The sequence below is a fragment of the Type-F symbiont of Plautia stali genome (genome assembly GCF_059731105.1).
Window position 1 is genome coordinate 3,339,856 of record NZ_AP035909.1, and the last position, 25,476, is coordinate 3,365,331.

A 25,476-nucleotide genomic window follows, 5' to 3' on the forward strand; every position below is an offset into this window, starting at 1 on the left:
CCCTGACAAAAGGGTAAACAATAAATGCCGGTGTGCCAAACCTGCATGACCTTTGACATAAATCTGCTGAAAAAAAGGCAAAAAAAAGGCCCTTTCGGGCCTTTTTTATACGGTAACCACTTGGGTGTTACAGTACGTCGACAGCGTTAAGCTCTTTGAAAGCCTGCTCCAGACGGACCACCATAGACGCCTGGGCAGAACGCAGCCAGACGCGTGGGTCGTAGTATTTTTTGTTTGGCTTGTCGTCGCCTTCCGGGTTACCCAGCTGCGACTGCAGATAGCCTTCGTTCTTTTTGTAGTACTGCAGAATGCCATCCCAGGTTGCCCACTGGGTATCGGTATCGATGTTCATCTTGATCACGCCGTAGCTGATAGACTCTTCGATCTCTGCTGCTGAAGAACCTGAACCGCCGTGGAAAACGAAGTCCAGCGCGTTGTGCGGCAGGCCATGTTTTTCACACACAAACTTCTGCGAATCACGCAGAATGGTCGGGGTCAGTTTCACGTTGCCTGGCTTGTACACGCCGTGAACGTTACCGAATGACGCCGCAATGGTGAAGCGCGGGCTGATCGCATGCAGTTTTTCGTACGCGTAGTTCACATCTTCTGGCTGGGTGTAGAGTGCGGATGCGTCCATGTGGCTGTTATCAACGCCATCTTCTTCACCGCCGGTGCAGCCCAGTTCAATCTCCAGGGTCATGTCGAGTTTCGCCATGCGCGCCAGGTATTTGCTGCTGATTTCGATGTTCTCTTCCAGAGACTCTTCTGACAGGTCGATCATGTGAGAAGAGAACAGCGGTTTACCGTTTTTCTGGTAGTACTCTTCACCCGCGTCCAGCAGACCGTCGATCCACGGCAGCAGTTTCTTGGCACAGTGGTCAGTGTGCAGAATTACCGGCACGCCATACTGCTCAGCCATCAGGTGAACATGGTGTGCACCCGAGATTGCACCGAAAATAGCGGCGCCCTGTGGTTTGTCAGTCTTGAAACCTTTACCCGCGATGAAAGCCGCACCACCGTTTGAGAACTGAATGATGATTGGTGCTTTAACTTTCGCAGCAGCTTCCAATGCGGCATTGATAGAGTCGGTGCCGACGCAGTTTACGGCTGGCAGTGCGAATTTGTTCTCTTTCGCGACTTTGAAGATCTTCTGTACGTCATCACCAGTGACAACGCCGGGTTTTACGAAATCAAAAATTTTAGACATGATTGTGTCCTGTTTCGTGACCGTTGTTCCCCTTAAGGAACGTCGATTTAAACGCCCAGACGGGCAAGACTTCAGGCGATGCCGCAGGGCATCACCCCCAAAGGTTTACTGCTTCGCACGCTCTTCCAGCATGGCGACGGCAGGCAGTTTCTTGCCTTCCACGAACTCAAGGAACGCGCCGCCACCGGTAGAGATGTAGGAAATTTTGTCTTCGATACCGAACAGGTCGATCGCCGCTAAGGTGTCGCCGCCGCCAGCCACAGAGAACGCTTCACTGTCTGCAATGGCGTTTGCCACGATTTCGGTGCCTTTACGGAAGTTAGGGAACTCGAATACGCCCACCGGGCCGTTCCACAGGATGGTTTTCGCATCCTTCAGGATGGCAGCCATCGCCTGTGCGGTTTCGTCACCGAAGTCCATAATCTCTTCGTTATCCGCCACTTCCGAAACCTTTTTCACGGTCGCTGGTGCAGTTTCAGAGAATTCCGTGCCGACACGTGAGTCAGTCGGAACCGGAATACCGTGCTGATCGCGCAGGCCTTTCGCTGCTTCAACGAAGTCTGGCTCATACAGGGATTTACCGACTTTATTGTCGATAGCCACGAAGGTGTTGGCGATGCCGCCGCCGACAATCACGGTGTCTGCGATTTTCACCAGCGACTGCAGCACATCAAATTTGGTTGAAACTTTAGAACCGCCTACGACAGCGACCAGCGGACGCTCAGGGTTGGTCATCACCTTGCCCAGCGCTTCCAGTTCAGCGGAGAGCAGCGGACCGGCACAGGCAACAGGCGCAAATTTGCCGACGCCGTGAGTAGAGGCCTGCGCGCGGTGTGCAGTACCAAACGCGTCCATCACGAAGACGTCGCACAGGGCAGCATATTTTTTAGACAGCGCTTCGTCGTCTTTCTTCTCGCCTTTGTTAAAGCGAACGTTTTCCAGCACCACCAGTTCGCCAGCGCCCACTTCCACGCCGTCGAGGTAATCTTTTGCCAGGGTCACATTGGTGCCGCTCAGCTTCTCTTTCAGGTAGTTCACGACCGGCAGCAGCGAGAACTCTTCGTTGTATTCACCTTCGGTCGGACGACCCAGGTGAGAGGTAACCATTACTTTCGCGCCCTGTTTCAACGCCGCTTCAATGGTGGGCAGAGAAGCACGGATACGTGCATCAGACGTCACTTTACCTTCTTTAACCGGTACGTTGAGATCGGCACGGATCAGCACGCGTTTGCCAGCCAGATCCAGATCGGTCATCTTAATTACAGACATGGTGAACCCTCTCGTTGATTCTCATAAGTTTTGCCAGACGCAAACCGCGTCTTACCTGAAACCGCTTGCGGCCATGGCTAACGTCGTGTCGAGCATTCGGTTAGCAAAGCCCCATTCGTTGTCACACCAGACCAGGGTCTTGATAAGGTGTTGACCGCTGACCCGCGTTTGCGTTCCGTCCACAATGGCGCTGTGCGGATCATGGTTAAAATCTACTGAGACTAACGGTAATTCCGTATAGTCAACTATACCACGAAATGCCCCCTCTGCCGCGCTTTGCAACAGGGTGTTAACCTCGCACGCCTTCACTGCCTGACGAACAGAAACGCTGAGATCAATAGCCGTCACGTTGATCGTCGGGACGCGAACCGCTATCGCCTCAAAGCGATCGTTGAATTTCGGAAAAATGCGGGTGATGCCCGCCGCCAGCCGGGTGTCGACCGGAATGATCGACTGGCTGGCTGCTCGGGTGCGGCGCAGATCGCTGTGATAAGCGTCGATCACCTGCTGATCGTGCATCGCCGAGTGAATCGTGGTGACGGTGCCGGATTCGATGCCAAACGCATCATCCAGCAGTTTAATCACCGGAATAATGCAGTTGGTGGTACAGGAGGCATTGGAGACGATGCGGTCGCTGGCGCTCAAATCCTGCTGATTAACGCCATACACCACGGTCGCGTCGAGATCGTTTCCGCCGGGATGAGAGAACAGCACTTTTTTGGCACCCGCCTGAAGATGCGCTTCGCCATCCGCGCGCGAACCATAAACGCCGGTGCAGTCCAGTACCACATCAACGTCGAGTTCACGCCACGGCAGATCGGCAATCTCTGCACGGTGCAGAATGCGCAGGGTATCGCCCCCCACCCACATCACATCGCGCTCCTGCCGCACATCAAAAGCAAAACGGCCATGGCTGGTGTCATATTTCAGCAGGTGCGCCATCCCGGTGGCTTCCGCCAGCTCGTTGATCGCCACCACCGTAATCTCCGCCCGCCGGCCCGTTTCATATAACGCGCGCAGAACGTTGCGTCCAATCCGGCCAAAACCATTTATTGCTACCCGTACCGTCATTTCTCTCCTGCCACGTCAGACTGAAAAAAACGTGCCGTTAGCCTGAGCGTTTCACTGCATTTTGTACAGGAGATTCTTACCCGGCATTGTCCGAAACCAGGGCAAGTTGCCTGGCGACTGAAACGGTTCAGCTACAATAATAGAAGGAAGGAATAACGGGAATGACTGTGATCAATCTGACTGCTTATATTTAGATCTGCGTCACAAATTGAGGCGAAAACAGGTTATTACTGCAGGAATAAAAGAGCGAGAGGGACGAAAAAGTCGTCCCTCTGCGTTTAGCGCCAGGCGGGTTCAGGCCCGCCTGACCGGTTTTTACGCCAGCAGCGCTTTGGCTTTCGCCACAACGTTGTCGACGGTAAAGCCAAACAGTTCAAACAGCTGATCCGCAGGCGCTGATTCGCCGAAGCTGGTCATGCCGACGATGGCCCCATTCAGACCGGTGTATTTGAACCAGTAATCTGCGATGCCCGCTTCGATAGCCACGCGCGCGCTGACCGCTTTTGGCAGAACGGCTTCGCGATACGCATCGCTCTGCTTGTCGAAGGCATCCGTTGAAGGCATAGAGACGACACGCACCTTACGACCTTCGCTGGTGAGTTTGTCCCACGCACCGACAGCCAGTTCAACTTCTGAACCGGTGGCGATCAGGATCAGCTCAGGCGTGCCGTCGCAATCTTTCAGCACATAGCCGCCGCGCGCCACGTTAGCCAGCTGCTCAGCGTCACGCGCTTGCTGCGCGAGGTTCTGACGGGAGAAGATCAGTGCCGTCGGGCCATCCTGACGTTCAATCGCGTATTTCCACGCCACGGCAGACTCAACCTGGTCACACGGACGCCACAGGCTCATGTTTGGCGTGGTGCGCAGGCTGGCCATCTGTTCAACCGGCTGGTGCGTCGGGCCATCTTCGCCCAGACCGATGGAGTCGTGGGTGTAGACCATGATCTGACGGATCTTCATCAGTGCCGCCATACGCGCAGCGTTACGCGCATACTCAACGAACATCAGGAAGGTGGCCGTGTAAGGCAGGAAGCCGCCGTGCAGCGCCAGGCCATTAGCAATAGCGGTCATACCGAATTCACGCACGCCGTAATGGATGTAGTTACCTGCCGCATCTTCATTGATCGGCTTAGAGCCCGACCAGACAGTCAGGTTGCTCGGCGCCAGGTCAGCTGAACCGCCCAGGTATTCCGGCAGAATTTTACCGAAGGCTTCAATCGCATTCTGTGAGGCTTTACGGCTGGCGATCTTCGCCGGGTTCGCCTGCAGCTGCTCAACAAATTTCTGAGACTCTTCCTGCCAGTTAGCAGGCAGCTCATTGCTGATGCGACGCTTAAACTCAGCGGCCAGTTCCGGGTGAGCCTGCGCGTAAGCCGCGAATTTCTCATCCCAGGCGGACTCTTTCGCCTGACCCGCTTCTTTCGCGTCCCACTCAGCGTAGATCTCTGACGGGATAACGAACGGTGCGTGGTTCCAGCCCAGCTGTTTACGGGTCAGCGCCACTTCGTCATCACCCAGCGGTGCGCCGTGTGAATCATGGGTGCCCGCTTTGTTCGGCGAACCGAAGCCGATGACGGTTTTGCACATCAGCAGTGATGGCTTGTCGCTGACGCTCTTCGCTTCGTCGATCGCTTTAGCAATCGCATCCGCATCGTGACCATCAACGCCGCGCACAACGTGCCAGCCGTAAGCTTCAAAGCGCTTAGCGGTGTCATCGGTGAACCAGCCATCAATGTGACCGTCGATAGAGATACCGTTGTCATCATAGAAGGCCACCAGTTTGCCCAGCTTCAGCGTACCCGCCAGTGAGCAGACTTCGTGCGAGATGCCTTCCATCATGCAGCCATCGCCCATGAAGACATAGGTATTGTGGTCTACGATGTCATGACCCGGACGGTTGAACTGCGCGGCCAGGGTGCGCTCAGCGATAGCGAAGCCGACCGCATTAGCGATGCCCTGCCCCAGCGGACCGGTGGTGGTTTCAACGCCGGCGGTGTAGCCATATTCCGGGTGACCTGGAGTTTTTGAGTGCAGCTGGCGGAAGTTTTCCAGTTCGCTCATCGGCAGATCGTAGCCGGTTAGGTGCAGCAGGCTATAGATCAGCATGGAGCCGTGACCGTTGGAAAGCACGAAACGGTCGCGGTCAGCCCACTGCGGGTTGGTCGGGTTGTGGTTCAGGTAACCGCGCCAGAGTACTTCAGCGATGTCCGCCATACCCATTGGGGCACCCGGATGTCCCGATTTCGCTTTCTGTACTGCATCCATACTTAACGCACGAATGGCGTTGGCAAGCTCTTTACGAGAGGGCATTTTCTACTCCAGGTCGGATTAATGCTTCGCGCCTTAACTTATTGTTATTAATGAGTTACCGGGCAAAACAAGGAAAAAGTTGCCCATCAATGTACATGAAAATCGGGGCAAAAGTACATGCTGTAAAACGCTAAATGTCACCGCTTCGTATGGCTTTTCCGGCCAACTCTGCTAGCAAAGTGCAGACTGGCAGGCTATAACCAAAACGTTTATTCACCTGGCACGGTTTCAGGTGTTTGTTTTTCTTACCTTGTTATGAATGGGATAGAGCATGAAAATCCAGAAAACGGTATTAGCGCTTGGACTGGCGACGCTGCTGAGCGGCTGTCAGGGGCTGGACAATAACGCGCTGATGCAGTCAGGCGCTCAGGCCTATCAGGCTTACACGCTGAGCGACGATCAGGTTAAGCAGCTGAGCGATAAGTCCTGTGAGCAGATGGACAAAGAGAATCAGATCGCGCCGGCTGACAGCCAATATCAGCAGCGTCTGAACAAGATTGCCGCCGCGCTGGGCGACAACATCAATGGCGTCCCGGCTAATTACAAGGTTTACCAGACGAAAGATGTCAACGCCTGGGCGATGGCAAATGGCTGTATCCGTGTCTACAGCGGACTGATGGATATGATGACCGACAATGAAGTCGAAGGGGTACTGGGCCATGAGATGGGTCACGTTGCGCTGGGCCACACCCGTAAAGCGATGCAGCTGGCGTATGCCACCACTGCGGCCCGCACGGCTGCCGCGTCGGTTGGCGGGGTGATCGGTTCGCTGTCGCAGTCGCAGCTGGGCGAACTGGGTGAGAAACTGGTCAACGCGCAGTTCTCCCAGTCGCAGGAGTCACAGGCGGATGACTACTCCTATGACCTGATGAAGAAGCGCAACATTAACCCGATGGGGCTGGTCACCAGCTTTGAGAAACTGGCGAAGCTGGAACAGGGCCGTCAGAGTTCGATGTTTGACTCCCACCCGGCTTCAGAAGCGCGCGCTCAGCATATCCGCGATCGCATTGCTGCCGACGCGAAATAAGAGACAATCAGGCGCATCATCCTTCAGGGCGATGCGCCTGATACCTTCCGGCTCTGGCTGATTCAGCGCTTAAATATCTGATCCACCATTGAGCCTAAATCGAGTTTATTCTCATGCAGTGACGCCTCATCCATGCGCCCCTGCGGTGACATCCTGTCAATCAGCTGCGGCAGAATCACCGCCAGCGTGCCTGCTGCGCCCTTAACGTCGGTTCCCAGCTTATCCGCCAGTGACTGCAGTTCCGCCTGACCAAACGCCGAGTGGATATCGCTGTGCGCGACCGGCTGATTGCTGCCGGTGCCAATCCACGAACTAAAGACTTCACCCAGCCCGCCCTGCTGAAATTTTTGCAGCAGCACTTCAATGCCGCCCTGCTCCTGTACCCAGTGCCACACCGCCTGCAGCTGGCCGGGCAGATGCCCGTCACTCTGACTGCCCTGCAGTGAGCCCGCCAGTTCATCAAGAAAGCCCATGGTTGCCTCCACGTCGAAAATTGATGTCACTAAGTTTAGTTGCTGATGTGCAGTTGCGCCTGAACCGCATGGCCGAAGCCAGCAGCCGGTCAGACAGGGTATTCGTGGGGAAAACGCAGAGGGGGAATGGCGGGAGACGGCAGCAAAGCCTGCCGGATTATCCCGGCAGACTTATCAGAGGGGTGCGGCAAATCAGCCCTTGTTGGCCGCCTGAACATGCAGCATATCCAGCGCCAGCGTCGCCGCGGCCAGCGCGGTTAAATCTGCATGGTCATAGCCCGGTGCCACTTCCACCAGATCCATACCCACGATGTTCATGCCCTGCAGGCCACGGATCAGTTTGGTGGCTTTATCGGTGGTCAGGCCGCCAATGACCGGCGTACCGGTGCCAGGTGCATGAGCCGGGTCCAGACAGTCGATATCGAAGGTGAGATAGACCGGCAGATCGCCGACGGTGCGTTTTACTTCAGCGAGGATATCGTCAACGCTGCGATCGTTGACCTGCGCCGCATCCAGCACGTTGAAGCCCAGGCTCCGGTCAAATTCGGTACGGATACCGATCTGCACCGAGTGCTGAGGATCGATCAGCCCCTCTTTCGGCGCGGTAAAGAACATGGTGCCGTGGTCAAACGTCGGGCCGTTGGAGTAGGTGTCGGTGTGGGCATCAAAGTGCACCAGCGCCATCTTGCCGAAATGTTTCGCATGCGCGCGCAGCAGCGGCAGCGTCACGTAGTGGTCGCCGCCAAAGGTCATCATGCGCTTGCCACTGGCCAGCAGTTTTTCGGCGTGAGCCTGTAATTTATCGGAGAGATCCTGTGAGTCACCGAAGGCGTAAACCAGATCGCCGCAGTCGACAACGTTCAGACGCTGACGCAAATCGAAATCCCACGGCCAGCGGCAGCCTTCCCAGGCCAGGTTGGTGGAGATCTGGCGGATGGCGCCCGGCCCCAGGCGGCTGCCCGGACGACCAGAGGTGGCAGCATCAAACGGTACACCGGTAATCACCCACTCTGCGTCGCTGTCATAAGGCTGGAAGTTCAGCGGAAAGCGCATGAAGCCGAAGGCGTTAGAGACCAGGGAGTTGTCGTACTGATTGCCAAGCGTGTTATACATAATTGCTCTCTCTATGCGTAAGTCGGGCCAGGCCCGCAAGCCATTAAGATATAGATGAAAAAAATCCCCTCCGCGTCGTTAGGCCCGACGAGGAAGGGATTGAGTGAGTCAGATTATCGGCATAGTCAGCGGCAACTGCAATATACGATTGCGGGCTGAACGATGCGATTACTCATCTTCTAAATAGGTGTATCCGTAGAGGCCGCTCTCAAACTCTTCCAGGAACTGGGCACGAAGCTCTTCGTCGAGATCGGACGCCTGCACCTGATTGCGGAACAGCGACATCAGCTGGTTAGGATCAAGCTGCACATAGCGCAGCATGTCTGCCACGGTGTCACCCTCATCCGACAGCTGCACTTCCACTTCGCCATTTTCGCGTGCGTAGACATCCACCGCCTCGGTGTCACCGAACAGGTTGTGCATGTTGCCCAGAATTTCCTGATAAGCCCCGACCATGAAGAAGCCCAGCATCGGCGGGTTATCCAGGTCATATTCCGGCATCGGCATGGTGGTGGCGATACCGTCGCCATCCACATAGTGATCGATGGTACCGTCAGAGTCACAGGTGATGTCGAGCAGCACAGCGCGGCGTTCCGGCTTCTTATTCAGCCCCTCCAGCGGCAGAACCGGGAAGAGCTGATCGATACCCCATGCATCCGGCATCGACTGGAACAGCGAGAAGTTAACGTAGATCTTATCCGCCATTCGCTCCTGCAGTTCGTCGATGATCGGACGATGCGCACGGTTGCTCGGATCGAGATGCTGCTGAATATAGTGACAGATGCTCAGATAGAGCTGCTCAGCCCATGAACGCTGCTTAAGATCGTAAGCGCCGGAGGAATAGCCAGTGTGGATATCGAACAGATCCATCTGGCTGTCGTGCAGCCACTCACGCAGCGAACGGCGGGTATCCGGCTCGTGCATCTCCTGCCAGGTTTCCCACATGCTGAGAATCGGGCGCGGCGCATCGGCATCCGGCGTTTCAGGTTCGCTGAACTCGTTGCGCTCCACGCCGATGATGTTAGAAACCAGCACCGTATGGTGTGCGGTCACGGCGCGACCGGACTCGGTGATCACCGTCGGGTGCTCCAGGCCGTGCTCATCACAGGCGGCCCCGATGCCCCAGATCACGTTGTTAGCGTACTCGTTGAGGCCATAGTTGACCGAACAGTCAGACTGCGAGCGCGTGCCTTCATAATCGACACCCAGACCGCCGCCGACATCGAAACATTTGATGTTTACGCCCAGCTTCGCCAGTTCGACATAGAAACGCGCCGACTCACGCACACCGGTGGCGATATCGCGGATATTGGACATCTGTGAACCGAGATGGAAATGCAGCAGCTGCAGGCTGTCGATGCGGCCCGCTTCGCGCATAATCTCAACCAGCTTCAGCACCTGCGTCGCTGACAGGCCAAACTTCGACTTTTCGCCGCCGCTCGACTGCCACTTGCCGGAGCCCTGTGACGCCAGGCGAGCACGGATACCCAGACGCGGCACCACGTTCAGACGCTCCGCCTCTTCCAGCACCAGCCGCACTTCGGTCATTTTCTCCAGCACCAGATAGACCTTGTGGCCCATCTTCTCGCCAATCAGCGCCAGACGAATATATTCCCGGTCTTTATAACCGTTACAGACGATCACCGTGCGGGTCTGACCCGCATGTGCCAGCACCGCCATCAGCTCCGCTTTCGAGCCAGCCTCCAGGCCCAGCGGTTCACCGCACTGGGTCAGGGATTCAATGACGCGTTTATGCTGGTTGACTTTAATCGGGTAAACCAGGAAGTAGTCACCGGTATAGCCGTAGGATTCACGCGCACGTTTGAACGCGCCGTTAATAGAGCGCAGACGATGTTGCAGAATCTGCGGGAAGCAGAACAGCGCGGGCAGACGCTGGCCCTGTGCTTCGCGCTCTTTCACCAGCCGGGCTAAATCGACGCGCACATCCGGGCGATCCGGATCCGGGCAGACACTGATGTGGCCCAGTTCGTTGACGTCGTAATAGTTGTTGCCCCACCAGGCGATGTTGTACGTCCGCAACATTTTGCTCGCGTCCTGATCGTTCATTGCAACCTCCTGCATGGAGCGGAGTGCACCCTGTTCGCCAGCTGACGAACCTTTGATATTCTTCATGTCGTCAGACATCGCGAACCTCAATTTTCCGTTGAAAGATGAAACTGTTAACCGGCTTTATGGCCGCTAATCTGAAACGCAGATACCCCATTAAACGTCATGTCCTGTTCACCTGACGTTGCCGTCAGCACGCTTCACGCATATGAGTTAAGTGTAAAACACCCTGGCCAGATCCGTTTAAACAGAGAACATTTACCCGATCTTTATTGACCATAGATAACCGGTCTCGTTCCGCTGCGGGGACGCAGAGAAGAGACAAAGCCCTGAGAACAGAGGTAAAGATTAGCCAGCGCTCGTGTCGGTAAAATTACCGCATCGCAGATATTGTCGGCTGGAAAGAGAAACAGAGGGGAGGCAGGAGCGCGCCAGTGTTGCGCCAGAGCGCAGAGAACCGGGAGAAGAAAAAGCGTGGTTCATTACTTGTATCACCTCCGCATATGCCAGGGGCACATGGAGAACAACCAGGGTGAAAGCCAGAGCGGTGTCTGACGGGCGCGACGCACTCAGTGGCGTCATCCTTGCTGCGGCTAGCGAAGCAGCGGCGTTTTATACCGTTTACGGCGCTAAAAAGCAAAAAGATTATCGGGTAATTCCGTGGAGTGTCAGCAAATTATGCCGATAAAGCTGACAGGTAAAATGCCGAAACAGAAAAAGGGCTGGTAATTGGTTTATCCTCTATCCTAAAATAGCCGTCCAGATGGTTTTCCATCTAAACAGGTTAATATCCAGGCGGTGTTGGCCTGCTGTGCTGACACAACCTCACTGCTCGCGGCTTTGCCTGAAGGGGCGTCAGGTCAGATAACCTCACTGGCGCTATGCAGTCGAATTCAAACCATATTTAAGGTAAAGAACAGAATGGCTAAACACCTTTTTACGTCCGAGTCCGTATCAGAAGGACATCCCGATAAAATCGCCGACCAGATTTCCGATGCCGTGCTGGATGCGATCCTGGAACAGGATCCAAAAGCGCGTGTGGCCTGCGAAACCTACGTTAAAACCGGTATGGTACTGGTTGGTGGTGAAATCACCACCAGCGCCTGGGTCGATATCGAAGAGATCACCCGTAACACCGTTCGCGAAATCGGCTATGTTCATTCCGATATGGGCTTTGATGCCAACTCCTGCGCCGTATTGAGTGCGATTGGCAAACAGTCTCAGGATATCAATCAGGGTGTTGACCGCACCGATCCGCTCGAACAGGGCGCGGGCGACCAGGGCCTGATGTTCGGCTATGCGACCAACGAAACCGACGTTCTGATGCCTGCACCGGTGACCTATGCACACCGTCTGGTTCAGCGTCAGGCAGAAGTGCGTAAAAACGGCACCCTGCCGTGGCTGCGTCCGGATGCCAAGAGCCAGGTCACTTTCCAGTATGACGATGGCAAAATTGTCGGCATCGATGCGGTCGTGCTGTCAACGCAGCACGCGGAGTCCATCAGCCAGAAAGATCTGCAGGAAGCGGTGATGGAAGAGATCATCAAGCCGGTTCTGCCTGCCGAGTGGCTGAACGCCTCAACCAAATATCACATCAACCCGACCGGCCGCTTTGTGATCGGCGGCCCGATGGGCGATTGCGGTCTGACCGGTCGTAAAATCATCGTCGACACCTACGGCGGCATGGCGCGTCACGGTGGCGGTGCGTTTTCCGGTAAAGATCCGTCAAAAGTTGACCGCTCTGCGGCCTATGCAGCGCGTTATGTCGCGAAAAACATCGTCGCAGCCGGTCTGGCTGACCGTTGTGAAATTCAGGTCTCTTATGCGATCGGCGTTGCTGAACCGACCTCCATCATGGTGGAAACCTTTGGCACCGAGAAAATTGCGACCGAACAGCTGACGCTGCTGGTGCGTGAATTCTTCGACCTGCGTCCATATGGTCTGATTCAGATGCTGGATCTGCTGCACCCTATCTACAAAGAGACCGCCGCTTACGGTCACTTTGGTCGCGAACATTTCCCATGGGAAAAAACCGATAAAGCCGCCCTGCTGCGTGAAGCGGCTGGCCTGTAAGTTTTCCGGCTGATCATGAAACCCTGCCACGCCGGCAGGGTTTTTTATTGCTTTTTCAGTGGCTTTGCCTTCGTGCAGCACGGGCAGATTGTTATCTGTTTTGCACTCCCGGCCTGCCTGCTCCTGACCGGATAAAACGCTTCTGCCCGACCTTCCCGCCGCTCCTCAGCAGGTTTTCTAATCTCAGCTACACTTCATTGCGCTTTTTCTGACAACAAAATGTTAACGATTACAAATTGAAATGCTTTGTTTATCTGACATTTAAGATTTAACGCACGTGGTTATTCTGTTCAAAATGCGTTATTTTCAGCGTCGTCTGATAGCCAATAAATAGAGCATTGTCAGAAACTTAATGAGTGCTATACCTCACTGGTTAATTAATCTTTACGGGTAAAATATGCTGAATTTCAGGGTTTCAGCGTGTGTAAGCGATTACACTGATGTGATCAGACTCACTTTTTTCCCGTAAAAGGTTTTTTAACATTGATAAAAACAATGATGGATAAACCTGGAGGCTAAAATGCCTGGCAATACACACAAAAGCAGAACTTCAAATAAGGCGATGACCTTATTTGTCTGCTTTCTGGCAGCCCTTGCGGGTCTGCTGTTCGGTCTGGATATCGGCGTGATTGCCGGTGCCCTGCCGTTTATCGCAAAGGACTTCAACGTTACCGCTCATCAGCAGGAGTGGATCGTCAGTTCCATGATGTTTGGTGCTGCGGTGGGGGCTATCGGCAGCGGCTGGATGTCCTCCCGCCTGGGCCGTAAAAAGAGCCTGATGGCCGGTGCGATTCTGTTCGTTATCGGTTCTCTCTGGTCGGCGATGGCGCCAAACCCGGAAATGCTGATCAGCGCCCGCGTATTGCTGGGTCTGGCAGTCGGTGTCGCCTCTTATACCGCCCCGCTTTATCTTTCTGAAATCGCACCAGAAAAAATTCGCGGCAGTATGATTTCGCTCTATCAGCTGATGATCACCATCGGGATTCTGGGTGCTTACCTGTCTGATACCGCCTTCAGCTTTACCGGCAACTGGCGCTGGATGCTGGGCGTCATCACCATCCCTGCCCTGCTGCTGCTGATCGGTGTCTTCTTCCTGCCAAACAGCCCACGCTGGCTGGCGGCGCGTGGCAACTTCCGCGATGCGCAACGCGTACTGGACCGTCTGCGCGACACCAGTGAGCAGGCAAAACGTGAGCTGGATGAGATTCGTGAAAGCCTGAAGATCAAGCAGTCTGGCTGGGGTCTGTTCACCAGCAGCAGCCACTTCCGTCGTGCCGTCTACCTCGGCATTCTGTTGCAGGTTATGCAGCAGTTTACCGGTATGAACGTCATCATGTACTACGCACCTAAAATCTTTGAAATTGCCGGCTTCGCCAACACCACGCAGCAGATGTGGGGTACGGTCATCGTCGGTCTGGTCAACGTGCTGGCGACCTTTATTGCCATTGGCCTGGTGGATCGCTGGGGCCGTAAACCGACCCTGATTCTGGGCTTTATGGTGATGGCTGCCGGTATGGGCGTGCTGGGAACGATGCTGCACTTTGGCATTACCTCGCCGGGCGCACAGTACTTCGCGGTAGGCATGCTGCTGATGTTCATCGTTGGCTTCGCGATGTCAGCCGGTCCGCTGATCTGGGTACTCTGTTCTGAAATTCAGCCGCTGAAAGGCCGCGATTTCGGTATCACCGTCTCGACCACCACCAACTGGATCGCCAACATGATCGTGGGTGCGACCTTCCTGACGATGCTGAATACCCTGGGCAACGCCAACACCTTCTGGGTCTACGCGCTGCTTAACCTGTTCTTCATTCTGCTGACGCTGATGCTGATTCCGGAGACCAAAAACGTCTCGCTGGAACACATCGAACGTAACCTGATGGCCGGTAAAAAACTGCGCGACATCGGTGCACGCGACTAACCGTTAAGCATTAAAAAAAGGGCGGGGTTTTTCTGGAAACCCCGCCCTTTTTATTGGTTCAGCCCCTCATCATACCGGGGTGACCCGCACGTCCGGCCGAGGCCGCGGCAGGCAGCAGAGCGCCAGCGCCATGATAAAGATGGTGGCAGTCTGGTTATAGGGCAGCACCGAATCGGTCAGCCCGGTGATAAACAGCGCCAGCATCGGCAGCGCCGCCCCGCGCAGATCGCACTTCTTCAGCCAGCCCGCCAGCATCGTCAGATAGAGCAGCGCCAGCGACAGCGTCCCCAGCCATCCCTGTAACGTCGTCACTTCGAGAAACTCGTTGTGCATGTTGTATTTGACGTTGGTGTAGCCTTCCACATTGAGCGGATAGTGTTTGATGATGAACTGACGCGCCTCCGTGGTGCGCGCATCCGGCGTTGCGAAGCCGCCGTGATGCTCAATAAAATTCATCGCTCCACCCCAGATCGCCACGCGTGCACCCAGCGAGGTCGAGCTGTTGGAGCCAAAGTTCTCAATATCCTGCACCCCTTCCACCCAGCGGTTACTGGTCATCAGGATCAGCAGCGCCACGACGCCCACCGCCAGCGTGCCGACACGCCAGTTAGTGAGCAGCGACAACCGGTAACTCTGCACCACAAACAGCAGGCCTGTGGCGATCAGCGCAATCAGGGTCACGCGGGTCGCACACAGGTAGAGCAGCGCGAAGGTGACAGCCAGCACCACCACATCGGCCACCTTCCAGTAGCGATGCGTCTCAAAACGACTCAGCCATAGCCAGGCGCAGTAGATAAACAGAATCATGTAGGAGGACATCGACGCCGCTTCAGTCGTGAGTTTGATGCGGATGTTCGCGGTGTAGAGATGCTCATGAATACCGAAGCCCAGCGTAATCAGCAGTCCGATCAGAATCAGCACTCTCCCGATACGCAGTGTGGTCAGGGAAACCCGATCGCCATAAATAGCCAGGCTGAGGAGAATAAACGCGCCCAGCAACAGCCGCTTCGCGCCCAGCAGGTAGTTGCCGATATTGGTTATCGCATCGGTTGAGGGGGCTGTCTCAATCCCCTTAACGTGGAGGGCCCAGAACAGACGGATCAGGGCAAAGATAACCAGAACAGCGAACAGCGCGAGATAAAAACCCGCTCCCCTGAAGTCGATCCGTCTGCGCACCAGGCCATAGAGTATGGAGGCAACGGAGAGATAGGAGACGAAGTAGAATATTTTTTGCGGCAGACCGGTAACAAACATATTCAGTGAGAGTGCCAGGCAGAGCGCAATCACGGAGAAATTAACCAGTAACGTTAATCCATTGCGTTCGGTTTTATTCGTCATGCTTAACCTCAGTAAGGCGATTAAGCACGGTCATCAGGTGCTTCATATAATTTTCCTCATAAAAACCGGTGATGCTCGCTTTAATAACCTGATGGTCAGGGAAACGGAAATCCCCGCTCATGGCGTTGAGAATAGCGGCCAGCGCCATGCTGTCATTGACAGGGTAGAGCTGACCATTGTGACCGTTCTGAATAATTTCCGCCGGACCGCTGATGCAGTCGGATGAGACGCAGTAGACGCCGCGCGACATCGCCTCCAGCAGGATCAGCGGGAATCCCTCAAAGTTGGAGGTCATGAGCAGACAGCTGACCTGTCTGATGTGGTGGAGGACATACTCCCAGGCGTTCTCCTGCCAGCCATGCCAGGTGATGCGATCCGCAATCCCAAGCTGCGCCGCGTAGTGCTGGCACTGCGCCAGATCCTCGCCATCTCCCACCATCTCCAGCGTCCAGGGGACGCTGACCTGCTGCAGGGCATCAAACAGATCTTTCAGCTGTTTCTGTCGCTGGAAGTGGATGCGCCCAATATAGAGAAACTTCAGCCCCTGCGGGCGGCCAATGACCACCTCAGTGCGCTTTACCGGGTTATAGATCACATCAACGTCTGTATCGCGCGCGCCCAGCTCCACCAGCTGCTGTTTAATCTGCTGGCTGATGGCGAAATGGTGATCGGCCCGCAGCAGATAGTGGGGACGGTAACGTTCACGCGGGGGCAGATGCATCCAGCTCGACAGCATGATTTTACGGCCGGAGAGGCTGATGGCGCGGCGCGTCATCAGGCAGGGAATCGTATTCAGGGTCAGGACATGATCGGGCTGATAGCGGCGAAAAAAGGCGGCCATTCGCAGCGTATGAATCAGATTTTTTATCTTTTTGTTGCGCAGCGTGCAGACGCTCTCGGCTAAAACAGCGTTGGCGGTCCAGGCGCGGGAGTGGCTCTCTTCGCCGCTGTTGATAATAAACAGCCCCGCTTCCGTTCCGGCCTCCGCATTCAGCGCGGTAATCAGCTGACCGGTCACATTCTCCATACCGCCGCGACCTGCCATCAAATCGGTCACCAGCACAATGCGCTGCTTCCTGATGTTATTATTTTTCATTGCGTTGTCCGTACACTGTGCCTGTCGCATCTCATCGGTTCACGCTGCAGTGAACCTTATCAATAGGATATTCTAAAAACGCCGATAACCATATTGAATCCGGAAATTTCCGCCGCTGCCGCGCCTCGTCTGACCACCCTGTGGCCGCCGCCTGCCGTGCCGGAAACGGGGCGGCAGATTATAGCCACGCTGCTGCCATTTTCGCGGGTTATGTTGAGTTCCCGGACAGCGATGATTATCCTGAACGCCATGAAAACACCTCGTCTCCCTATTGCCCTGCAGCAGGCGGTGATGCGCTCGCTGCGCCAGTCGCTTGCGCGTGCCAATCAGGCCCTGAAAACGGACTACCCGGAACCTGCCCTGCTCTACCAGCAGCGCGGCACGGCGGCGGGCACGGCCTGGCTGGCCGCCTGGGAAATCCGCATTAATCCGGTGCTGCTGCTGGAAAATCAGCAGGCGTTTATTGATGAAGTGGTGCCGCATGAGCTGGCGCATCTGCTGGTCTGGAAACAGTTTGGTCGCGTTGCGCCACACGGCAAAGAGTGGAAGTGGATGATGGAGCAGGTGCTGGGCGTGCCGGCGCGGCGCACCCATCAGTTTGAGATCGCTTCCGTGCGCAGCAAGACCTTTGCCTATCGCTGTCAGTGCCAGCAGCACCAGCTTACGGTGCGACGCCACAATCGGGTGGTGCGCAAAGAGAGTGAGTATCGCTGCGTGCACTGCGGAAGCCTGCTGACCGCGGGCGAGTTTGTGCCAGCCTGAGACTAATCCCCATTCCGCCCTATTGGACATTCTGTTAACCTGCCGCCCTTTTTTGTACTGAACAGAAGCTGGAATATGTCTCGCATTTTAAGTCTGGCGGTGGCGTTGCTGTTTGCCCCTGCCGCTGACGCTATCAACCTGAATAACTATCATCAGAATAACTTTCAGCAGGCCAAAACCTTTGCTGCGGCGATTAATGCCGATGCACCGGGCTCCTTTTACTGTGGCTGTAAAATTACGTGGCAGGGAAAAAAGGGCATCCCCGATCTCAACAGCTGTGGCTATCAGGTGCGCAAAAATGCGAATCGCGCCGCACGCATTGAGTGGGAACATGTGATGCCTGCGTGGGAGTTTGGACATCAGCGCCAGTGCTGGCAGGACGGTGGCCGCAAAAACTGCAACAAAGACCCCGACTATCGCCGCATCGAAACCGATCTGCACAACCTGCAGCCTGCGGTGGGTGAAGTGAATGGCGACCGCGGCAACTTCGCCTACAGTCAGTGGAACGGCAGCGAGAAGCAGTATGGTCAGTGTGAGATGAAGATCGACTTTAAACTGAAGCAGGCGGAGCCGCCTGCGCGGGCGCGGGGCGCGATTGCCCGCACCTATTTCTATATGCGCGACCAATACCATCTGCGCATTTCACGCCAGCAGACGCAGCTGTTTACCGCCTGGGATAAGCTCTATCCTGTCACGCCGTGGGAGTGCGAACGCGACCAGCGGATTGCCAGGGTGCAGGGCAATCACAATCCTTATGTGCAGCAGGCTTGCCAGCGCTAAAATCCCTGCCCTACACTAGCTCTTTTCCCATGACGCCGCTGCAGCGCGGCGTCCGGTCTCAGGAACCTTATGCGCATACCTCGCATCTATCACGCCGCGCCTCTGAACATCGGCAGTGAAATTACTCTGGATGAAGATGCATCCAACCATGTAGGCCGGGTCCTCCGGATGACGGCAGGCCAGCGTCTGGAACTCTTTGATGGCACTAATCTGACTTTTGCAGCAGAGATCACGCATGTTGATAAAAAGCGTGTAAAAGTATCGGTCACAGAGAGCCAGCCGGACGATCGCGAGTCACCTCTGCATCTGCATTTAGGTCAGGTGATGTCGCGCGGTGAAAAAATGGAATTCACTATCCAGAAATCAATTGAACTGGGCGTGAACGTCATTACACCCTTGTTTTCCGAGCGCTGTGGCGTAAAGCTTGATGCTGAACGTCTGGCGAAGAAGATCCAGCAGTGGCAGAAAATTGCGATTGCCGCCTGCGAGCAGTGTGGCCGCAATCGCGTGCCGGAAATTCGTGAAGCGATGACGCTGGAAGCCTGGTGTGCGGAAGCGGACAGCGGTCTGAAGCTCAACCTGCATCCGCGTGCCAGCCAGAGTATTAACACGCTGCCACAGCCTGTGGAGCGGGTCCGGCTGCTGATTGGCCCGGAAGGCGGCCTGTCAGCGGACGAGATTGCGATGACGGCGCAGCACGATTTTACGGACATCCTGCTTGGCCCACGGGTTCTGCGAACCGAAACCACCGCGCTGACCGCCATTACGGCACTTCAGGTGAGGTTTGGCGACCTGGGTTAAGCGATACTTTCGGCGGTGAGAGAGCAGGCATAGTGTCCTGACTGTTCGGCCCACTGCAGACCGAACCGAACGAGGCGATCAACGCCTTACCGAGGAGATAATAATGATTAAGCTTGGCATCGTGATGGACCCTATTTCGTCCATCAATATTAAAAAAGACTCCAGCTTCGCCATGTTGCTGGAAGCACAGCGCCGTGGTTATGAAATTCACTACATGGAGATGCACGATCTCTCGATGCGCGGTGGCGTGGCCTCTGCCCGCACCCGCCTGCTGAGCGTTGAGCAGAATGCGGATAAGTGGTATCAGTTCGGCAGCGAGCAGGAGATCCCGCTGGCTGACCTGAATGTGATCCTGATGCGTAAAGATCCCCCTTTCGACACCGAGTTCATCTATGCGACCTACATTCTGGAGCGCGCAGAAGAGCTGGGAACGCTGATCGTGAACAAACCGCAGAGCCTGCGTGACTGTAACGAAAAGCTCTACACCGCCTGGTTTGCGGAGTTCACGCCTGAGACCCTGGTGACCCGCCGCAAAGAGCAGCTGCGCGCCTTCTGGCAGGAGCACGGCGACATCATCATGAAACCGCTGGATGGCATGGGCGGCGCCTCTATCTTCCGCGTGAAGCAGGACGATCCTAACTTTGGCGTCATCACGGAAACCCTGACCGAGCACGAAAGCCGCTTCTGCATGGCGCAGAACTATATCCCGGCTATCAAAGAGGGTGACAAGCGTGTGCTGGTCGTGGATGGTGAGCCGGTTCCTTACTGCCTGGCGCGTATCCCGCAGGGCGGTGAAACGCGCGGCAATCTCGCCGCCGGTGGGCGCGGTGAAGCCCGTCCACTGAGCGAAAGCGACTGGGAAATTGCGCGCCGTGTTGGCCCGACGCTGAAAGCAAAAGGACTGATTTTTGTCGGTCTCGACATCATCGGTGATAAACTGACTGAAGTTAACGTGACCAGCCCGACCTGCATTCGTGAAATTGAGGCTGCGTTCCCGATTTCCATCACCGGCATGTTGATGGATGCCATTGAGAAACGCCTGGGCTGAGCAAGACGCCGGGGCGAGGCTCCGTGATCAACCCAATACCGGTGCGGCCGTCACGTGCCGGTTATTTTTTTGGTACATCGTGTGAGAATGAATTTACAACATCACTTTTTGATTGCCATGCCTTCATTGCAGGACCCTTTCTTCAAGCGTTCCGTGGTCTATCTCTGCGAACATAACGAAGAAGGTGCAATGGGACTGATCATCAATAAACCCATGGAAAACCTGACGGTTGAAGGCATTCTGAAGAAGCTGAAAATCTCTGCTGACGATCGCGACCCGGCCATCAGGCTGGATAAGCCGGTCTTCACCGGTGGCCCGCTGGCGGAAGATCGCGGCTTTATTCTGCACTCAGCGCAACGGACTTTTACCTCCAGCATTCGTGTCTCCGACAACACCGTCATCACCACATCCCGTGACGTGCTGGAGTCGATTGGCACCGCCTCTCAGCCCACAAATGTGCTGGTGGCGCTGGGGTACTGCGCCTGGGAAAAAGATCAGCTGGAGAATGAGCTGATGGAAAATGCCTGGCTCACGACCCCAGCCAACAGCAATATCCTGTTCCAGACGCCTATCGCAGAGCGCTGGCGCGAAGCGGCGCGCAGTATCGGCGTCGATATTCACAACATGGCCAGCGACGCCGGACACGCCTGATGTCAACGCAAACACTGTTAGGTTTCGACTTCGGCACCAAAAGCATTGGTGTCGCCGTCGGTCAGCAACTCACCGGCAGCGCCCGCCCCCTGGCGGCGCTGAAAGCCCAGGATGGTACGCCAGACTGGCTGCTCATTGAAAAGCTGCTGAAAGAGTGGCAGCCCGATTTCGTGGTGGTGGGTTTACCCCTCAATATGGATGGCACTGAACAGCCGTTAACGGCCCGGGCGCGAAAATTTGCCAATCGCCTGCACGGTCGGTTTGGCATCCGGGTCGAGCTACAGGATGAGCGCCTCAGCACCGTCGAAGCGCGTGCGGGTCTCTTCGAACGTGGCGGTTATCGTGCGCTGAGTAAAGGGTCGGTGGATTCACAGTCGGCCGCCATCATTTTGCAGGACTGGTTCGAGAACCACTACTGACCTGACGCGATCAGTCCGGCAGCCTCACGCGCCAGCCTGCTCTGCTCAAAGGTTTGCATACCGGCCTGTGCGCCGGTCTGCAACAGAGCAGGGATCTGGTGCATCTTGCCCTCACGAATCAGATGAGTGATGCCCGGTGTCGCAACCAGGATCTCAAACAGCCCGATGCGCGATCCGGCAACGGCAGGCACCAGCCGCTGCGCAATGACCGCTTTCAGGCTGCCCGCCAGCTGCGTTCGCACCAGCGGTTTCTCCTCCGCCGGAAAAACATCCACCAGCCTGTCCACCGCCTGCGCCGCGCCACGGGTGTGCAGGGTTGCCAGCACCAGATGCCCCGTTTCCGCCGCCGTCAGCGCCTGACGGATGGTGTCGCTGTCGCGCAGCTCGCCCAGCAGAATCACATCGGGATCTTCCCGCAGCGCCGCTCTGATGCCCAGTGAGAAAGAGGAGCAGTGCAGGCCGATTTCACGCTGCTGTATCAGCGACTGCTGGCTGTGGTGGATAAATTCAATGGGATCTTCCAGAGTGATGATATGACGGGCATGCTGGCGATTCAGCGCATCCACCAGCGCCGCCAGCGTGGTGGATTTGCCGCTTCCGGTCGCCCCGGTGACCAGAATCAATCCATCCTGCTGCTCCAGCAGCGTCGGCACCACGGCGGGAAGCTGCAGGCTCTCCAGCGTGGGACAGACCGCAAAGATAAGGCGCAGCGCCAGCGACAGGCCATTGCGCTGCATAAACAGACTGGCGCGCAGACGCTGACCGTCGGCGAGGCTCAGGGCGAAATCGATCTGCCCGTCACGCGCCAGCTGCTGGCGCTGGGGTTCACTGAGCCAGCGGGCCATAAACTCCGTCATCCAGGCCGCCGAGAGCGGGCTCTGCTGCGGAATCGCCTCCAGCCTCCCCTGCCGCCGCCAGTAGGGCAAATGTCCGCTGCAAAGGTGCAGATCGGCCGCATTATGCTTTACACTAAGCGCCACCATTTCATCCAGATTCATAATGTCTCCTGACTATGACCTCAATCCAGCACAACCTACAGCAAGTCCGGCAGCGCATTGCGGCCGCTGCCGCGCGTTGCGGCCGCGCACCAGAAGAAATTACCCTGCTTGCCGTCAGTAAAACCAAACCTGCGAGCGCGGTCGAAGAAGCCTTTACCGCGGGTCAGATCGCCTTTGGCGAAAATTACGTGCAGGAAGGGGTTGAAAAGGTTCAGGCGCTGGCCGCACATCCGGAACTGGAGTGGCACTTCATCGGTCCGTTGCAGTCCAATAAGAGCCGGCTGGTGGCGGAAAATTTTGCCTGGTGCCACACCCTTGACCGTCTGCGCATTGCCCAGCGGCTCAGCGATCAGCGTCCCGCCTCACTGCCACCGCTGAATGTGTTAATTCAGGTAAATATCAGTGACGAGACGAGTAAATCTGGCATCATGCTGGAGGCCGTTTCCGGGCTGGCAGAGGCGATAGCGGCCCTGCCGCAGCTGCGACTGCGGGGATTAATGGCGATTCCGGCGGCGGAGAGTGACTACACGAAGCAGCTGGCGGTGTGTCAGCAGATGGCGGAAGCATTCCGTCAGCTGCAGCAGCACTATCCGCATATTGATACGCTTTCGCTGGGAATGAGCGATGACATGGAGGCGGCCATCGCCGCAGGCAGTACGATGGTGCGCATCGGCACCGCCATTTTTGGCGCACGCGATTATGCGCACAACTCACAACAATAACAGAGGAACTTCATGTTAACACTGACGTTTTTAGTAAAAACGCTGATCGATCTCTACGTCATGGTGCTGCTGCTGCGCATCTGGATGCAGTGGTCACGCTGCGATTTTTATAATCCCGTGGCGCAGTTCGTCGTCAAAGTCACGCAGCCGATTGTTAAGCCGCTGCGCCGCATCATTCCGGCACTGGGGCCGATTGATACCGCCTCGCTGCTGCTGGCCTTTGTCCTGACGACGCTGAAATACCCGATTTTACTGCTGATTCAGGTGGGCGTGTTCTCGGTTGATCCGACCAACCTGCTGGTCGGCCTGCTGTCGCTGATTAAATCGGCCGGTTATCTGGTCTTCTGGGTGATCATCATTCGCTCACTGATGAGCTGGATCAGCCAGGGTCGCGGCCCGGTCGACTACCTGCTGGTGCAGCTGACCGAACCGATGATGGCACCGATTCGCCGTATTCTGCCTGCCATGGGCGGTATCGATTTCTCCGCGATGATCGTCATCCTGGTGCTGTATGCCCTGAACTTTCTCGGCATGGACCTGTTCCCGGGTCTCTGGTACCTGCTGTAAATGAATCAAACTGGAACTGTTATGCAAAAAGTTGTGCTCGCCACCGGTAATCCCGGCAAAGTGCGTGAACTGGCGGAGCTGCTCTCCGCCTTTGGTCTGGATATCGTCGCTCAGAGTGACCTGGGGGTTGAGTCGGCGGAAGAGACCGGCCTGACCTTTATCGAGAATGCCATTCTCAAAGCGCGTCACGCGGCGCGGATCACCGGACTGCCGGCGATTGCCGACGACTCCGGCCTGGCCGTTGATGCGCTGGGTGGCGCGCCTGGTATCTATTCGGCGCGTTACGCCGGAGAAGATGCCAGCGATCAGCAGAATCTGGAGAAGCTGCTGCAGGCGCTGGAAAATGTGCCGGACGGTCAGCGTCAGGCGCAGTTCCACTGCGTGCTGGTCTATCTGCGTCATGCGGACGATCCTACGCCGCTGGTGTTCCACGGCAGCTGGGAGGGGGAAATTACCCGTTCCGCTGCGGGTGCCGGTGGCTTTGGATATGACCCGATTTTCTCTGTTCCGGCGCTGGGTAAAACGGCCGCTGAACTGAGCAAAGCGGAAAAAGGTGCCGTTTCTCACCGGGGTAAAGCATTGACGCTGCTGCTGGAAGCGATGCGTAATGCCTAATCTGCCGCCGTTAAGTCTCTATATCCATATTCCGTGGTGCGTTCAGAAGTGTCCCTACTGCGATTTTAACTCCCATGCGCTGAAGGATGAGGTGCCGCACGTTGAATACGTGCAGCACCTGCTGCGCGATCTGGAGATCGATTTACCGCTGATTCATGGCCGCGAAGTGCGCACCATCTTCATTGGTGGCGGCACACCCAGCCTGCTGAGCAGCAGCGCGATGCAGATGCTGATGGATGGGGTGCGGGCGCGTCTGACGCTGGCTCCCGATGCGGAGGTGACCATGGAGGCCAACCCAGGCACCGTGGAAGCCGATCGCTTCAGCGCCTATCAGCGCGCCGGCATTAACCGTATTTCGATTGGCGTTCAGAGTTTCAGTCCGCAGAAGCTGCAGCGCCTCGGCCGCATTCACGGGCCTGACGAGGCGACCCGTGCCGCCCAGCTGGCACAGTCGCTGTCGCTGCGCAGCTTCAACCTCGACCTGATGCACGGCCTGCCGGACCAGTCGCTGGAAGAGGCGCTCGACGATTTGCGTCAGGCGATTGCACTCAATCCGCCGCACCTCTCCTGGTATCAGCTGACCATCGAACCCAACACCCTGTTTGGTTCCCGTCCGCCGGTGCTGCCGGATGATGATGCGCTGTGGGACATTTTCGAACAGGGCGATCAGCTGCTGCGGGAGGCAGGTTATCAGCAGTATGAAACCTCCGCCTACGCGAAGCCGGGTTATCGCTGTGAGCACAACCTTAACTACTGGCGTTTCGGCGACTATCTGGGGATCGGCTGTGGCGCACACGGCAAGCTGACGCAACCGGATGGGCGCATTGTACGCACGGTGAAAACCCGTCATCCGCGTGGATTCATGCAGGGAAATTACCGCGAGAAGCAGTATGAGGTGGCCGACAGCGACAAGCCGTTTGAATATTTCATGAACCGCTTTCGCCTGCTGGAAGCGGCACCGCGCGACGAGTTCAGCCGCTACACCGGTCTGTCAGAGCAGGCGATCCGTCCGCAGATGGATGCCGCGATCGCTGCGGGTTATGTGACGGAAACGGCGGATCAGTGGCAGATTACAGAGAAAGGAAAACTGTTTCTGAATTCGCTGCTGGAGCTGTTTCTGGCGGAAGAGTAACAAAGGCGCCTCAGCCCGG

The 25,476-nt window shown here is 56.3% G+C and carries 23 protein-coding genes; 13 read left to right on the forward strand and 10 right to left on the reverse strand.

What is annotated here, in order from left to right:
* Nucleotides 1-127: 127 nt before the first annotated feature.
* From fbaA to tkt, 4 genes are all read right to left on the reverse strand, one after another.
* Nucleotides 128-1,207 carry a class II fructose-bisphosphate aldolase gene (gene fbaA / locus AC6I7A_RS15855; protein WP_009087119.1) on the reverse strand — a complete coding sequence of 360 codons (1,080 nt, stop codon included), beginning with the start codon at nucleotides 1,205-1,207 and terminating at the stop codon, nucleotides 128-130.
* A 105-nt stretch (nucleotides 1,208-1,312) separates the two neighbouring features.
* Nucleotides 1,313-2,476, reverse strand: coding sequence for a phosphoglycerate kinase (gene pgk, locus AC6I7A_RS15860; protein ID WP_009087121.1), 1,164 nt, complete (start codon nucleotides 2,474-2,476; stop codon nucleotides 1,313-1,315).
* A 51-nt stretch (nucleotides 2,477-2,527) separates the two neighbouring features.
* Nucleotides 2,528-3,547 (reverse strand): erythrose-4-phosphate dehydrogenase, encoded by a 1,020-nt coding sequence (gene epd, locus AC6I7A_RS15865; protein ID WP_009087123.1) that lies wholly within the window; start codon nucleotides 3,545-3,547, stop codon nucleotides 2,528-2,530.
* A 315-nt stretch (nucleotides 3,548-3,862) separates the two neighbouring features.
* On the reverse strand, nucleotides 3,863-5,857 hold the full coding sequence (gene tkt, locus AC6I7A_RS15870; RefSeq protein ID WP_009087124.1) for a transketolase: 1,995 nt from the start codon (nucleotides 5,855-5,857) through the stop codon (nucleotides 3,863-3,865).
* Between the two features lie 271 nt (nucleotides 5,858-6,128).
* Between tkt and loiP the strand changes: the two genes are divergently transcribed.
* Nucleotides 6,129-6,884, forward strand: coding sequence for a metalloprotease LoiP (loiP, locus tag AC6I7A_RS15875; protein ID WP_058958125.1), 756 nt, complete (start codon nucleotides 6,129-6,131; stop codon nucleotides 6,882-6,884).
* A gap of 62 nt (nucleotides 6,885-6,946) precedes the next feature.
* Here the strand turns inward: loiP and AC6I7A_RS15880 are convergent, their stop codons facing one another.
* The 3 genes from AC6I7A_RS15880 to speA all read right to left on the reverse strand — a co-directional run bounded on the left by AC6I7A_RS15880 (nucleotide 6,947) and on the right by speA (nucleotide 10,615).
* The gene (locus AC6I7A_RS15880; RefSeq protein WP_009087128.1) at nucleotides 6,947-7,357 is read right to left on the reverse strand and encodes a YidB family protein; all 411 of its coding nucleotides are present in this window, start codon (nucleotides 7,355-7,357) and stop codon (nucleotides 6,947-6,949) included.
* A gap of 192 nt (nucleotides 7,358-7,549) precedes the next feature.
* Nucleotides 7,550-8,470 (reverse strand): agmatinase, encoded by a 921-nt coding sequence (gene speB / locus AC6I7A_RS15885; protein ID WP_009087129.1) that lies wholly within the window; start codon nucleotides 8,468-8,470, stop codon nucleotides 7,550-7,552.
* A 168-nt stretch (nucleotides 8,471-8,638) separates the two neighbouring features.
* Nucleotides 8,639-10,615, reverse strand: a complete 1,977-nt coding sequence (speA, locus tag AC6I7A_RS15890) for a biosynthetic arginine decarboxylase (protein WP_058958124.1) — start codon at nucleotides 10,613-10,615, stop codon at nucleotides 8,639-8,641.
* Nucleotides 10,616-11,458: 843 nt separating this feature from the next.
* Here speA and metK point away from each other — a divergent pair.
* On the forward strand, nucleotides 11,459-12,610 hold the full coding sequence (metK, locus tag AC6I7A_RS15895) for a methionine adenosyltransferase (protein ID WP_058958123.1): 1,152 nt from the start codon (nucleotides 11,459-11,461) through the stop codon (nucleotides 12,608-12,610).
* Nucleotides 12,611-13,130: 520 nt separating this feature from the next.
* On the forward strand, nucleotides 13,131-14,528 hold the full coding sequence (locus AC6I7A_RS15900; RefSeq protein WP_009087132.1) for a sugar porter family MFS transporter: 1,398 nt from the start codon (nucleotides 13,131-13,133) through the stop codon (nucleotides 14,526-14,528).
* A 69-nt stretch (nucleotides 14,529-14,597) separates the two neighbouring features.
* Here AC6I7A_RS15900 and AC6I7A_RS15905 read toward each other — a convergent pair whose 3' ends face one another.
* Both AC6I7A_RS15905 and AC6I7A_RS15910 read right to left on the reverse strand, forming a co-directional pair.
* Nucleotides 14,598-15,866 (reverse strand): O-antigen ligase family protein, encoded by a 1,269-nt coding sequence (locus tag AC6I7A_RS15905; protein WP_058958122.1) that lies wholly within the window; start codon nucleotides 15,864-15,866, stop codon nucleotides 14,598-14,600.
* The gene (locus tag AC6I7A_RS15910) at nucleotides 15,856-16,962 is read right to left on the reverse strand and encodes a glycosyltransferase (protein ID WP_058958121.1); all 1,107 of its coding nucleotides are present in this window, start codon (nucleotides 16,960-16,962) and stop codon (nucleotides 15,856-15,858) included. Before AC6I7A_RS15910 ends, AC6I7A_RS15905 begins: the two co-directional genes overlap by 11 nt.
* A gap of 249 nt (nucleotides 16,963-17,211) precedes the next feature.
* Here AC6I7A_RS15910 and AC6I7A_RS15915 point away from each other — a divergent pair, with 249 nt between their 5' ends.
* From AC6I7A_RS15915 to ruvX, 6 genes are all read left to right on the forward strand, one after another.
* Nucleotides 17,212-17,724 carry a SprT family zinc-dependent metalloprotease gene (locus AC6I7A_RS15915; protein WP_009087135.1) on the forward strand — a complete coding sequence of 171 codons (513 nt, stop codon included), beginning with the start codon at nucleotides 17,212-17,214 and terminating at the stop codon, nucleotides 17,722-17,724.
* Between the two features lie 75 nt (nucleotides 17,725-17,799).
* A complete protein-coding gene (endA, locus tag AC6I7A_RS15920) occupies nucleotides 17,800-18,504 on the forward strand; it encodes a deoxyribonuclease I (protein WP_009087136.1) in 705 nt (234 codons plus the stop codon).
* 69 nt (nucleotides 18,505-18,573) lie between these two features.
* Nucleotides 18,574-19,305, forward strand: a complete 732-nt coding sequence (rsmE, locus tag AC6I7A_RS15925; RefSeq protein ID WP_009087137.1) for a 16S rRNA (uracil(1498)-N(3))-methyltransferase — start codon at nucleotides 18,574-18,576, stop codon at nucleotides 19,303-19,305.
* 103 nt (nucleotides 19,306-19,408) lie between these two features.
* The gene (gshB, locus tag AC6I7A_RS15930; RefSeq protein WP_009087139.1) at nucleotides 19,409-20,353 is read left to right on the forward strand and encodes a glutathione synthase; all 945 of its coding nucleotides are present in this window, start codon (nucleotides 19,409-19,411) and stop codon (nucleotides 20,351-20,353) included.
* An 87-nt stretch (nucleotides 20,354-20,440) separates the two neighbouring features.
* The gene (locus AC6I7A_RS15935) at nucleotides 20,441-21,004 is read left to right on the forward strand and encodes a YqgE/AlgH family protein (protein WP_009087140.1); all 564 of its coding nucleotides are present in this window, start codon (nucleotides 20,441-20,443) and stop codon (nucleotides 21,002-21,004) included.
* Nucleotides 21,004-21,423, forward strand: coding sequence for a Holliday junction resolvase RuvX (gene ruvX / locus AC6I7A_RS15940; protein ID WP_009087141.1), 420 nt, complete (start codon nucleotides 21,004-21,006; stop codon nucleotides 21,421-21,423). The genes AC6I7A_RS15935 and ruvX overlap by 1 nt, the downstream gene beginning before the upstream one ends.
* Here ruvX and AC6I7A_RS15945 read toward each other — a convergent pair.
* On the reverse strand, nucleotides 21,417-22,421 hold the full coding sequence (locus AC6I7A_RS15945) for a type IV pilus twitching motility protein PilT (RefSeq protein ID WP_058958120.1): 1,005 nt from the start codon (nucleotides 22,419-22,421) through the stop codon (nucleotides 21,417-21,419). The genes ruvX and AC6I7A_RS15945 overlap by 7 nt on opposite strands.
* Before the next feature lie 14 nt (nucleotides 22,422-22,435).
* Here AC6I7A_RS15945 and AC6I7A_RS15950 point away from each other — a divergent pair, with 14 nt between their 5' ends.
* From AC6I7A_RS15950 to hemW, 4 genes are read left to right on the forward strand one after another with little or no spacing between them, the layout of a single operon-like run.
* Nucleotides 22,436-23,143, forward strand: a complete 708-nt coding sequence (locus AC6I7A_RS15950; protein ID WP_058958119.1) for a YggS family pyridoxal phosphate-dependent enzyme — start codon at nucleotides 22,436-22,438, stop codon at nucleotides 23,141-23,143.
* 12 nt (nucleotides 23,144-23,155) lie between these two features.
* Nucleotides 23,156-23,710, forward strand: coding sequence for a YggT family protein (locus tag AC6I7A_RS15955; RefSeq protein WP_009087146.1), 555 nt, complete (start codon nucleotides 23,156-23,158; stop codon nucleotides 23,708-23,710).
* A gap of 21 nt (nucleotides 23,711-23,731) precedes the next feature.
* Nucleotides 23,732-24,325: an XTP/dITP diphosphatase gene (locus tag AC6I7A_RS15960; protein ID WP_058958118.1), complete on the forward strand. Its 594-nt coding sequence runs from the start codon at nucleotides 23,732-23,734 to the stop codon at nucleotides 24,323-24,325.
* On the forward strand, nucleotides 24,318-25,457 hold the full coding sequence (hemW, locus tag AC6I7A_RS15965; protein WP_046102514.1) for a radical SAM family heme chaperone HemW: 1,140 nt from the start codon (nucleotides 24,318-24,320) through the stop codon (nucleotides 25,455-25,457). The genes AC6I7A_RS15960 and hemW overlap by 8 nt, the downstream gene beginning before the upstream one ends.
* The last annotated feature ends 19 nt before the right edge of the window (nucleotides 25,458-25,476 follow it).

Bases quoted from the DNA above. Each gene is read 5' to 3' on its own strand.
- tkt (WP_009087124.1), bottom strand. From the start codon at position 5,857: ATGCCCTCTCGTAAAGAGCTTGCCAACGCCATTCGTGCGTTAAGTATG.
- metK (WP_058958123.1), top strand. From the start codon at position 11,459: ATGGCTAAACACCTTTTTACGTCCGAGTCCGTATCAGAAGGACATCCC.
- epd (WP_009087123.1), bottom strand. From the start codon at position 3,547: ATGACGGTACGGGTAGCAATAAATGGTTTTGGCCGGATTGGACGCAAC.
- AC6I7A_RS15915 (WP_009087135.1), top strand. From the start codon at position 17,212: ATGAAAACACCTCGTCTCCCTATTGCCCTGCAGCAGGCGGTGATGCGC.
- loiP (WP_058958125.1), top strand. From the start codon at position 6,129: ATGAAAATCCAGAAAACGGTATTAGCGCTTGGACTGGCGACGCTGCTG.
- AC6I7A_RS15960 (WP_058958118.1), top strand. From the start codon at position 23,732: ATGCAAAAAGTTGTGCTCGCCACCGGTAATCCCGGCAAAGTGCGTGAA.
- ruvX (WP_009087141.1), top strand. From the start codon at position 21,004: ATGTCAACGCAAACACTGTTAGGTTTCGACTTCGGCACCAAAAGCATT.
- speB (WP_009087129.1), bottom strand. From the start codon at position 8,470: ATGTATAACACGCTTGGCAATCAGTACGACAACTCCCTGGTCTCTAAC.
- AC6I7A_RS15955 (WP_009087146.1), top strand. From the start codon at position 23,156: ATGTTAACACTGACGTTTTTAGTAAAAACGCTGATCGATCTCTACGTC.
- AC6I7A_RS15950 (WP_058958119.1), top strand. From the start codon at position 22,436: ATGACCTCAATCCAGCACAACCTACAGCAAGTCCGGCAGCGCATTGCG.
- AC6I7A_RS15900 (WP_009087132.1), top strand. From the start codon at position 13,131: ATGCCTGGCAATACACACAAAAGCAGAACTTCAAATAAGGCGATGACC.
- speA (WP_058958124.1), bottom strand. From the start codon at position 10,615: ATGTCTGACGACATGAAGAATATCAAAGGTTCGTCAGCTGGCGAACAG.
- endA (WP_009087136.1), top strand. From the start codon at position 17,800: ATGTCTCGCATTTTAAGTCTGGCGGTGGCGTTGCTGTTTGCCCCTGCC.
- AC6I7A_RS15880 (WP_009087128.1), bottom strand. From the start codon at position 7,357: ATGGGCTTTCTTGATGAACTGGCGGGCTCACTGCAGGGCAGTCAGAGT.
- AC6I7A_RS15945 (WP_058958120.1), bottom strand. From the start codon at position 22,421: ATGAATCTGGATGAAATGGTGGCGCTTAGTGTAAAGCATAATGCGGCC.
- rsmE (WP_009087137.1), top strand. From the start codon at position 18,574: ATGCGCATACCTCGCATCTATCACGCCGCGCCTCTGAACATCGGCAGT.
- hemW (WP_046102514.1), top strand. From the start codon at position 24,318: ATGCCTAATCTGCCGCCGTTAAGTCTCTATATCCATATTCCGTGGTGC.
- AC6I7A_RS15935 (WP_009087140.1), top strand. From the start codon at position 20,441: ATGAATTTACAACATCACTTTTTGATTGCCATGCCTTCATTGCAGGAC.
- pgk (WP_009087121.1), bottom strand. From the start codon at position 2,476: ATGTCTGTAATTAAGATGACCGATCTGGATCTGGCTGGCAAACGCGTG.
- AC6I7A_RS15905 (WP_058958122.1), bottom strand. From the start codon at position 15,866: ATGACGAATAAAACCGAACGCAATGGATTAACGTTACTGGTTAATTTC.
- gshB (WP_009087139.1), top strand. From the start codon at position 19,409: ATGATTAAGCTTGGCATCGTGATGGACCCTATTTCGTCCATCAATATT.
- fbaA (WP_009087119.1), bottom strand. From the start codon at position 1,207: ATGTCTAAAATTTTTGATTTCGTAAAACCCGGCGTTGTCACTGGTGAT.
- AC6I7A_RS15910 (WP_058958121.1), bottom strand. From the start codon at position 16,962: ATGAAAAATAATAACATCAGGAAGCAGCGCATTGTGCTGGTGACCGAT.